The sequence below is a fragment of the Marinobacter sp. genome (assembly GCF_040904845.1).
Classification (GTDB): Bacteria; Pseudomonadota; Gammaproteobacteria; order Pseudomonadales; family Oleiphilaceae; genus Marinobacter.
Window position 1 is genome coordinate 81106 of sequence record NZ_JBBDSR010000065.1, and the last position, 10074, is coordinate 91179.

General features: G+C 57.2%; 7 protein-coding genes and 1 pseudogene. 7 read left to right on the forward strand and 1 reads right to left on the reverse strand.

Translation table 11 applies throughout. The annotated features are described in order from the left end of the window. The first annotated feature begins 158 nt into the window (after positions 1 to 158). From WD429_RS08320 to rluB, 4 genes are read left to right on the forward strand one after another with little or no spacing between them, the layout of a single operon-like run. Entirely contained in the window at positions 159 to 1373 is a 1215-nt protein-coding gene (locus WD429_RS08320; RefSeq protein ID WP_368421710.1) for a tryptophan--tRNA ligase, read from the forward strand. A gap of 57 nt (positions 1374 to 1430) precedes the next feature. Next, positions 1431 to 2258, forward strand: coding sequence for a ScpA family protein (locus tag WD429_RS08325; RefSeq protein ID WP_368421742.1), 828 nt, complete (start codon positions 1431 to 1433; stop codon positions 2256 to 2258). A 32-nt stretch (positions 2259 to 2290) separates the two neighbouring features. Next, a complete protein-coding gene (gene scpB / locus WD429_RS08330; protein WP_368421711.1) occupies positions 2291 to 2959 on the forward strand; it encodes an SMC-Scp complex subunit ScpB in 669 nt (222 codons plus the stop codon). A gap of 36 nt (positions 2960 to 2995) precedes the next feature. Beyond that, the gene (gene rluB, locus WD429_RS08335) at positions 2996 to 3982 is read left to right on the forward strand and encodes a 23S rRNA pseudouridine(2605) synthase RluB (protein ID WP_368421712.1); all 987 of its coding nucleotides are present in this window, start codon (positions 2996 to 2998) and stop codon (positions 3980 to 3982) included. Between the two features lie 5 nt (positions 3983 to 3987). Here the strand turns inward: rluB and WD429_RS08340 are convergent, their stop codons facing one another. Next, positions 3988 to 4932, reverse strand: a complete 945-nt coding sequence (locus WD429_RS08340; RefSeq protein ID WP_368421713.1) for a GGDEF domain-containing protein — start codon at positions 4930 to 4932, stop codon at positions 3988 to 3990. 271 nt (positions 4933 to 5203) lie between these two features. Between WD429_RS08340 and WD429_RS08345 the strand changes: the two genes are divergently transcribed. The 3 genes and pseudogenes from WD429_RS08345 to WD429_RS08355 form a co-directional block, all read left to right on the forward strand. Continuing rightward, a complete protein-coding gene (locus WD429_RS08345) occupies positions 5204 to 5887 on the forward strand; it encodes a GntR family transcriptional regulator (protein ID WP_368421714.1) in 684 nt (227 codons plus the stop codon). Between the two features lies 1 nt (position 5888). Then, positions 5889 to 9383: a chromosome segregation protein SMC gene (gene smc / locus WD429_RS08350; RefSeq protein ID WP_368421715.1), complete on the forward strand. Its 3495-nt coding sequence runs from the start codon at positions 5889 to 5891 to the stop codon at positions 9381 to 9383. 129 nt (positions 9384 to 9512) lie between these two features. Next, a pseudogene (locus WD429_RS08355) lies at positions 9513 to 10074 on the forward strand (cell division protein ZipA); the annotation flags it as partial.

Here is a 10074-nt window from a genome sequence, read left to right on the forward strand (position 1 = left end):
CCGAGTCAGGTTACTGAAAGCCCCCGGGTCTGCCGCAAGGCGCCGGGGGCTTTTTGTTTTTCAATGGTTTCTTAACGCCAGCGCCACATAAGACTATAATGCCCGGTCAGCCTGAACTAAGATGGGCTGGCCTAATGTCACCAGAAGGAGTTCCTGCTTTGAGTTCTGTAGATTCCCAGCAACGGGTTTTGTCCGGGATGCGTCCGACCGGCAAGCTTCACCTTGGCCACTACCATGGTGTCCTGAAAAACTGGGTGAAACTCCAGCATGAATTTGAGTGCTTCTTCTTCGTTGCCGACTGGCACGCACTGACCACGGATTACGAAGACACCGCCGGCATCGAGCAGAGTGTCTGGGACATGGTCATCGACTGGCTGGCTGCAGGCGTCAATCCCGGATCGTCCACCATGTTTATCCAGTCCCGCGTGCCGGAACATGCCGAGTTGCATCTGCTGCTGTCGATGATCACCCCGCTGGGCTGGCTGGAACGCATTCCGACCTATAAGGACCAGCAGGAAAAACTGCGGGAAAAAGACCTCGCCACCTACGGTTTTCTCGGTTATCCGCTGCTGCAGAGTGCGGATATTCTGATGTATCGCGCCGGTAAGGTGCCGGTCGGTGCTGATCAGGTCTCCCACGTGGAAATTACCCGGGAAGTGGCTCGCCGCTTCAATCATATTTACGGTCGCGAGCCCGGCTTTGAAGAGCAGGCGGAAGGCGCGATTGTGAAGATGGGTAAAAAGAACGCCAAGCTCTATCGCACCCTGAAAAAGCGGTACCAGGAAGAAGGCGACATGGAAGCGCTGGAAACCGCCCGGGCGCTGCTGAAAGAGCAACAGAATATTTCCCTTGGCGACCGCGAGCGCTTGTACGGTTATATCGAAGGCGGAGGCAAAGTCATCCTGCCCGAGCCCCAGCCGTTGCTGACGCCGGAATCGAAAATGCCGGGGCTGGACGGTCAGAAGATGTCCAAGTCCTACAACAATTACATCGGTCTGCGCGAAGATCAGGACTCCGTTGCCAAAAAGGTGCGGACCATGCAAACCGATCCCCAGCGTGTGCGCCGGACCGACCCGGGCGAGCCGGAGAAGTGTCCGGTGTGGGGAATGCACAAGATCTATTCCGATGCCGATACTCAGGAGTGGGTCCAAACCGGGTGTCGCAGTGCCGGTATTGGCTGCCTTGACTGCAAAAATCCTCTGATTGACGCGATTATCGAAGAACAGCGCCCACTTCACGAGCGAGCCCGTGAGTACGAAGGCAACCCCGACCTTGTGCAGTCCATTATCGAGGAAGGCTGCGAGCAGGCTCGGGATGCAGCCAGAGACACGCTTGACGAAGTACGATCCGCCATGGGCCTGAACTATCGCTGAAGTGCTCCGCGGCAACGCGCGCTGCCGGGTACTGGAGACCGTATGACCGATGACACCATGAGCACAACGCAGGTCGAACCGGGGGAAGACACCAGGTCACCCGCCGGCGAGACACCATTGGCTCGGGTGTCCGGAAAACCCGTGGTGGATTTGCCCCGGGACCTTTACATTCCGCCGGATGCGCTCGCGGTTTTTCTGGAAGCCTTTGAGGGGCCGCTGGATTTGTTGCTGTACCTCATTCGCCGCCAGAACATGAATATTCTGGATATCGACGTCAGTGAAATTACGCGTCAATACATGGATTACATCGGTGCCGTTGAGGCCATGCGCTTTGATTTGGCGGCCGAGTATCTGGTGATGGCAGCGACGCTGGCGGAAATCAAATCGCGCATGTTGTTGCCCCGTCAGGAGACCGACGACGAAGACGATGTGGACCCCCGGGCAGAGTTGATCCGGCGTCTGCAGCAGTACGAACGCTTCAAGAAGGCAGCGGAGGACCTGGATCAACTTCCACGTCTGGAGCGGGATCACTTTGCAGGCTCTGCAGCGCTGCCGAAGCTGCCGTCGAGCCAGCCCCATCCGGATGTCGAATTGAGTGACCTCCTGCTTGCGCTGCAAGGCGTTCTCAAACGTGCCGACCTGTTCACCAGCCATCACGTTGAACGGGAAAAGCTGTCGACCCGTGAGCGTATGTCGATGATCCTTGCGGCGCTTGAGGATGACCGGTTTGTCAATTTTGAGAGTCTGTTTACGCCGGAAGAAGGGCGGTTGGGTGTCGTGGTCACCTTCCTGGCAACCCTGGAGTTGGTGAAAGAGCAGTTAATAGAAGTGGTTCAGGGAGAAGTGCTGGGGCCCATTCATGTTCGCGCGCGGGCAGCCAGCTAAATCCGTCACCAGAGAAGCAAGACACACGTACCATGAATGACGAAAACCTGCGAAAAATACAGGCCATAACGGAAGCCGCATTGCTGGCCGCCGGAAAGCCAATGTCTCTGGAGCAGCTTCGGGAGCTTTTCACTGAGGATGAGCGCCCGGCGCGTCAGGTCATGGAGCACGTTTTGACGTTGCTTGATCGCGCCTGTGAGGGGCGGGGCTTTGAGCTCAAAAAAGTGGCCAGCGGTTACCGGCTTCAGGTCCGGGAAGAATACGCCCCCTGGGTGGCTCGCCTGTTTGAGGAAAAGCCCCCGCGGTATTCCCGCGCGCTTCTGGAAACATTGGCTTTGATCACCTATCGCCAGCCCATTACCCGCAGTGAGATTGAAGACATTCGCGGCGTCACGGTCAGTAGCAATATCGTTCGCACGCTGCTTGAGCGCGAATGGGTGAGGGTGGTGGGTCACCGAGATGTGCCGGGCAGACCCGCCATGTACGCCACAACGCGTCAGTTTCTGGACTATTTCAATCTCTCGGGGCTTGATCAGTTGCCGCCGCTTTCCGAAGTGCGGGATCTTGAAGAGATTGGCCGGGAAATTGAAAAGAATATACAGGCGGAGATTCAGTTTGAAGGCTCCACCGATGATGATGAACAAGGCCCCGGGCAGCCGGAGCCAGACACCGACACCGAATCGAATCAGACACTTCACTGATGCCCAGGGTATCAGCCCAGTTTAAAGGAAAAGACCATGGCGTCCGATCGCCCCGGGAAACCAGAAGGCAAGGCCTCTGCTCCCAAGCACTCACCCGCTGCAGCCGGTGAGCCTGAAAGAATCCAGAAATTGCTCTCTCGTGCCGGCGTGGGTTCTCGTCGGGAAGTAGAAAGCTGGATGGAGGCAGGCCGTTTGACGGTCAACAGCGAGCCCCCGCAGCCCGGCCAGAAGGTGACGACAACGGATCGTATCGAGCTGGATGGCAAGCGTCTGGAGTTGACGTCTGGTGCCCAGGTTGTGCGCCGGGTGCTGATTTACAACAAGCCCGAGGGCGAAGTGACGACGCGCCGCGATCCCGAAGGCCGGCCCACCGTGTTTGACCGACTTCCCCGCCTCCGGGACCACCGTTGGATTTCCATTGGCCGACTCGACATCAACACCACCGGCCTGGTGCTGTTCACTACCGATGGCGAATTGGCGAATCGGTTGATGCACCCATCGAGCGAGATTGACCGTGAATACGCCGTGCGTGTGTTTGGCGAGGTTACCGATGAGATGCTGAAGCGGCTGATGGATGGCGTGTTGCTGGAAGACGGTACCGCAAAATTTTCTGACATTACGCCAGCAGGCGGCAGTGGTATCAATCGCTGGTTTCACGTCACCCTGATGGAAGGCCGGAATCGCGAAGTGCGCCGGCTGTGGGAATCCCAGGGGGTGCGGGTCAGTCGGCTGAAGCGGGTACGTTACGGGTCGGTATTTTTACCAAGCCGTTTGTCAGTGGGTAAGTGGGAAGAGCTGGACCAGAAAGCCGTGGATATGATCAGCAAATCTGTTGGCCTTGAGGCTGTCGCGATCCCCGCCAAAACCCCCAACGAGCAGGCGGCCCTGGAGCGCAAGCGTAATAAACAACCGGGTCGACCGGGCCGTAAAACCAGCGGGCGCAAGTGGGAGGTCAGCTCGACAAAACCCGCAAGTGCCGGCAAAAAGCCCGCACCGAAATCCGGGCGCAGCCAGAAGCGCTAACCGCTTCAGGTAATGCTGGCGAATACCCGGGTGCAATTGCGCCCGTGGTCCTTGGCCCGGTAGAGCGCTTCGTCCGCCCGGGCTACCCATTGCTCCGCGGTTTCATCTTCCAACCGCATCGCGACACCGCAGCTGGCAGTGACAGAGATATCGGTTTCACCACAGTTAACGACAATCTGCTCGATATCATGGCGAATTCTGTCGGCCACATCCCGGGCTTCCTGCTCGGCGGTGTGTGGCAGAACAACGGCAAACTCCTCACCACCAAACCGGTAAACCGAGTCGGAATTCCGGACGGCCTTTTCGAGCTCTCGCGCCGCCAATTTCAGAATGTGATCACCCACCACGTGGCCGTGGCTGTCGTTTACGGCTTTGAAGTGGTCAAGGTCTTTGAAGTGGTCAAGGTCACAGAGGATCAGCGAGTACTGGTCGCCATGACGGTCCGACAGCAGGCTTGCACGTTGCAAAGACTGATCCATCGCGCGTTTGTTGGGAATGTCGGTCAGTGAATCGGTCAGGGCGGTCTGCTCAATCGAGATAAACCGGCAAGCGTTACGAATCGGGCAGATAGCCGCGCTTAACATCAATTCGATGGCTTCCAGTTCCTGCTCGACAAAACGCTGACGCCGTTTCATAGACAGGGTTCCGTAATAGTCGCCTTCCAGGTTCAGCCGGTAGTCACAGGTATGGGGGCCACCCATGCCAGAGGCGTAGACGAATTCCGTGCCACCAATGTGGTGTCGGTAGCTGAGCGCGTCAAAGGGCACTACGCCGCCTATTTCTTCCGCCAGAATGCCGAGCTGGTGTTCGAGGGACAGTGTGGTGGAAAGCCTGCGGGTCAGGCGGGTCAAGGTGTCCGGAGATTCGCTCCATTCCCGGTGCGCTTGTCGCAGGGCGGCAAGCTTTTGGGGTTGAGGGCCATGTTTTGCTATGGAGGGAATCTGTTTCACTAAGGGTCGCCTGGTTCAGAGTTTCCTACTGTAAAGCAAAAAAAATGCCATCTATGAAATATGTCTATAAACCAATAGTCTATAAGGTGTATTTAATTTAGGTCATTGAGAATTATCAGAATTGATACAAAAATGACGGAATCCTGGCATCGTTTTGCCGCTTTCGCTGCTGGTCAAAATGTCGGACAAGGGGATGGGGTCTGCCGATCCCTGTGGTAAACTTTTGCGCTTATTATTGTGTCCTCAGCCAAACCAGTGAGCATCCAACTTTATGCGGTTTCAGGCCCCCGAAAGTCTATCCGAGCAAATTGCCCAGCACCTCGGGCAGCGCATTATGACCGGTGATTTGCAGCCGGGTGAGCGGATTCAGGAACTGAAAGTCGCCGGTGAACTGAATGTAAGCCGAGGCTCAGTGCGCGAAGCTTTGCTGATTCTGCAGCGCCGGCATCTGGTGGAGATTTTCCCAAGGCGGGGAGCTGTCGTGTCGCGCTTGACGCCCGCGCTGGTGAACAGCCTGTATGATATTTACATTGATCTGTTGTGCATGCTGGGCCGCAAGGTCATGGAGCGGTGGTCCGGACCGGAGCTGGCCGGTGTGGTAAGCCAGGCGAGGGAGCTGCAAGCGGTGACCACCGCCCTCAACGCCTCCGGGACTGACGCCGCTGAACAAGTGATTGACGCCGGTTTCGGGGTGATGCGGTACGCTTACACGCTGGTTGAAAACCCCTTTCTTGAAGAAACGTTGGAGAATTTCCGGCCGGCGATCAGCCGCACCTACTACGTGGCCCTTGAAAACTTTCGTGAAGAACTGACCGAAACCGGGCGGTTTTTTACCCATGTGGCAGACGCCGCCACCAGTGGTAACGTTGAGAAGGTCGAATCCGCAATACGTCAGTTCGGTGAGCACCAGCGGCACCAGGTATTGAGAATCCTCAGGGAGGAGGCAAGCGCCTGATATGCGCCTCAAGTCCATTAAATTATCCGGATTCAAGTCCTTCGTTGATCCCACCACGGTTCCGTTCCCGTCCAATATGACGGCGGTTGTCGGGCCCAATGGGTGTGGCAAATCCAATATTATCGACGCCGTGCGCTGGGTGATGGGAGAGAGCTCCGCCAAATACCTGCGCGGTGAGTCCATGACAGACGTGATATTCAACGGGTCCACCGCCCGCAAACCCGTTGGCCAGGCTTCGATTGAACTGGTGTTCGACAACAGCGACGGTTCCGCACCCGGTGAATTCGTGCGCTTCAATGAAATCTCCGTACGCCGCCGAGTATCGCGGGAAGGGCAGTCGGAGTACTTTCTCAACGGCTCCAAGTGCCGCCGGCGTGACATCACCGATCTGTTTTTGGGCACGGGGTTGGGGCCACGAAGTTACGCCATCATCGAGCAGGGCATGATCTCCCGGCTGATTGAAGCAAAACCGGAAGAGCTCCGGGTTTATATTGAAGAAGCCGCCGGGATTTCAAAATACAAGGAACGGCGACGGGAAACCGAGAATCGAATTCGCCGTACTCAGGAAAACCTGGAGCGTCTGACCGACCTTCGCGATGAGCTGGGCCGTCAATTGCAACATCTTGAACGCCAGGCCGCCGCCGCGGAAAAATACAAAGCCTACAAGCTGGAAGAACGGCAGAAAAAGGCGGAACTGACAGTACTGAGGTGGCGGTCGCTTGATAATGACCTGCAAACCTGGCGCTCGAAAATCCGTGACACTGAACTGGAACTGGAAAAATACCTGACCGAGCGGGTCAATCTTGAGACCTCTCTCGAGGCACTAAGAGACAGCCATCAGGAGCGCACCGAGCATTTCAACCGGGCCCAGGCCCGTTTTTACGAAGCCGGGGCCGACATCGCCAGAATCGAACAGAGCCTTGAGCATCAAAGAGAGCGCAGCCGCCAAACGGCGACCGAGCTGGATCAGGCGCTGGCGAACCAGAGGGAACTGGCCAGGGAGCTGGAGCAGGACGAAGAAAAGCTGACCGGTATCCAGGATGAGCTGGACATGATCGAACCGGAGCAGGAAGCACTGGCCATCCGGGCTGAAGAATCCGGCGAGAAGCTGCAAAGCGCCGAAGATACTATGAGTGACTGGCAGCAGAGCTGGGAGCAGTTCAGTGCCCGGTCTTCCGATGCACGACGTCAGGCAGAGCTTGCCCAGTCGCGGATTCGGTCGCTGGAAGATGCCATTACCCAGTTGAAAACCCGCCAGCAACGTCTGAAAGACGAGCAGGATCTTCTTGAGGGGCAATTGGATCGGGCCGAGCTTGAATCGCTCTTGGAACAGCAGGAAACCCTTCAGCTACAGCGTGAGGAAGCGGCAGAGCGAATTTCTTTGGTTCAGGAAGAACTGTACGAGGCACGGCAGCAACAGAAAATCGCTGAAGAAAAGGCCTCGGACTACCGCCAGAAAGTGCAGAGCCTTCGTGCGTCTCTCGATTCCCAACAGACGTTGCTGGATGAACAGATGGGCAGCCAGGACGACGCGCTGCAATCCTGGCTTCGGGAATTCGGGCTGGAGTCCGCGCCCCGGGTTGCCCAGCAGTTGACCATCGATAATGGCTGGGAATTCGCCGTTGAGCAGGTTATTAACCGGTTCAGCCAGGGTGTGACCGTCACGGGGATGGCGTCGGTTCATCACGCGATGGCCGGTGCCCCGAAAGGCCTCGCTTTGGTTAACTCCGGGGGCCAGCTTGAAAGAAGCGCGGCTGGTCTTGCTGGCAATGTGTCAGGCCCTGCCGCCATCTGTGAATTGCTGCTGGGCATCCATACCGCGGAAAGCCTGGACGACGCGCTAACCCGGCAAGACGATCTTCGGGACGGAGAATCGGTTGTCACCCGGGACGGAATCTGGGTTTCGCGGCACTGGATTCTGATGCCGGATTCCGACGCAGGGCAGGTCGGCGTTATCGAGCGCCAGAAAAAAGTGAGCCAGCTTGCGCAAGAGCTGGATCAGGCCGAAGCGGTGCTGCAACAGGCCGCCGCGCAACTGGATCACCTTCAGGAAAAGGCGGAACGGGCGGAGGCCAACCGCGACGACGCCCAGGGTCAGCTCAGTGATGCAGAGCGTGAGCTCAGTGGTCTGTCCTCACGAATCAGCGGACTGAAAGCCCGTGCGGAGCAAATCGACGCCCGCCTAAACCGCATTCGGGACGATGCGGAAGACGTAGTGCTGACCCTTGAAGAGCAACTCGAGCAGCTTCAGGAAGCCCGTGAAGAATGGCAGGAAGCGCTGGCGTCCACCGAAGACAGTGATGAGGAAAAAGAGCAACTGCTCGAGCGTCGCGATAGGCTCCGGGAAAACCTGGATCATTTGCGACAGGAAGCGCGCCATGACCGTGACCACGCCCATCAGCTTCAGCTCCAGTTACAGTCACTCAACAGTCAACGTGACGGTCTGAAGCAGACCATAAGCCGCATGCAGTTGCAAAAAGAGCGCCTGGACGAACGTCTGGATATGCTTCGTGAATCACGGGAGCAGGCAGAAGAGCCCATGGAAGATCTCCAGATGCAGCTGGAGGGGCTACTTGATCGCCGCCTGGCGGAAGAGGAAAAACTGGGTGCGGCCAGGGACGCGCTGGAAGAAATTGATCGTGACCTGCGGGACAAAGAGCAGGGGCGAAGCCGAACCGAGCACGAAGTCCAGGAGATCCGGGCGCGCCTGGAAAAACTGAAAATGGAATCCCAGGCCCTGGAAATCCGTTCGGGCAATTACATCGAGCAACTCAAAGAGCTGGATGTGAAACTGCAGACCGTGCTGGACGACCTGCCGGAAGACGCCACCGACCAGGCATGGGCCGACGAACTGGAAAAAATTGGCAACCGGATTCAGCGTCTGGGAGCCATTAACCTGGCGGCTATTGAAGAGTATCAGGTACAGAGTGAGCGCAAGACGTATCTCGACAGCCAGCACGAGGACCTGATGGAAGCGCTGGAAACGCTCGATAACGCCATCCGTCGAATTGACCGTGAAACCCGACAACGCTTCAAGGAAACCTTTGATCAGGTCAATGGTGGGCTGCAGGCACTGTTTCCAAAAGTGTTCGGAGGGGGCAGCGCTTCTCTGGAACTGACCGGGGAAGATCTGCTGGAAACCGGCGTAACGATCATGGCGCGCCCGCCCGGCAAGAAAAACAGCACCATCCATTTGCTGTCAGGGGGTGAAAAGGCGCTGACCGCGATTGCACTGGTGTTCTCGATTTTCCAGCTCAACCCGGCACCCTTCTGTATGCTTGACGAAGTGGATGCCCCGCTGGACGACGCCAACGTTGCCCGATACGCCAACATGGTGACGGAAATGTCGAAACAGGTTCAGTTTATCTACATTACCCACAACAAGATCGCTATGGAGATGGCGGACCAGTTGATGGGGGTCACCATGCACGAGCCGGGATGTTCCCGCCTGGTGTCGGTCGATGTGGAGGAAGCAGCCGCCCTGGCGGAGGCCTGAGGGGGGGAACGGTTTTTCTGGCCGCCAAAGATGACAAAAAGGCCATATGGCCCGTCTGTGCGTTGTATTCATTACAGGCTTTTTTTAGAGTAGCAACGATATCCGATTCGCAAACAGGACAGCATCATTATGTCACTAAGGGAATGGTTAATTGCCATAGGTACCCTGGTTATTATCGGCATTGTCATCGACGGCCTTCGTCGAATGAGGCGTGCCAGAAAAGAATCCATGGCGATTTCCTCGGGCATGGGGGCGGATGAACTGGATGAGTCGCCGCTTGACAGCGAACACAACCCTGAACTTCCCAACGGTGGGGCCCGGACCATATCAAGGGACACCCTCGAAGAGCGGGGATATCTTAAGCGTGAACGCCCGAACCGTTTCGGCAATCCGGTGCAGAAACCGACGCGCCCGATCATCAGTGATGAAGAAAGAATCGCGCTGGCGGAGCGATACGATGAGCCCGATGACTCGAATGATGACGTCGAACCGGTTGACGAAGTAGATCACGATACCGGGCACCGCACGGAAGACACCGGCTGGGGTGCGATTGACGATGAGGTTGAGGTGGATGAGGGCATTATCGGCGAGCCCCGGGTGGTTGAAGAGCCGACCCGAAAATCGGAGCCAGAGCCTCAGCCAGAGCCATCCGGTCGCCCCGGAGCGAAGGCGTCGGCACCACCGTTGGTCA

Bases quoted from the DNA above. Each gene is read 5' to 3' on its own strand.
- WD429_RS08325 (WP_368421742.1), top strand. From the start codon at position 1,431: ATGAGCACAACGCAGGTCGAACCGGGGGAAGACACCAGGTCACCCGCC.
- scpB (WP_368421711.1), top strand. From the start codon at position 2,291: ATGAATGACGAAAACCTGCGAAAAATACAGGCCATAACGGAAGCCGCA.
- rluB (WP_368421712.1), top strand. From the start codon at position 2,996: ATGGCGTCCGATCGCCCCGGGAAACCAGAAGGCAAGGCCTCTGCTCCC.
- WD429_RS08345 (WP_368421714.1), top strand. From the start codon at position 5,204: ATGCGGTTTCAGGCCCCCGAAAGTCTATCCGAGCAAATTGCCCAGCAC.
- smc (WP_368421715.1), top strand. From the start codon at position 5,889: ATGCGCCTCAAGTCCATTAAATTATCCGGATTCAAGTCCTTCGTTGAT.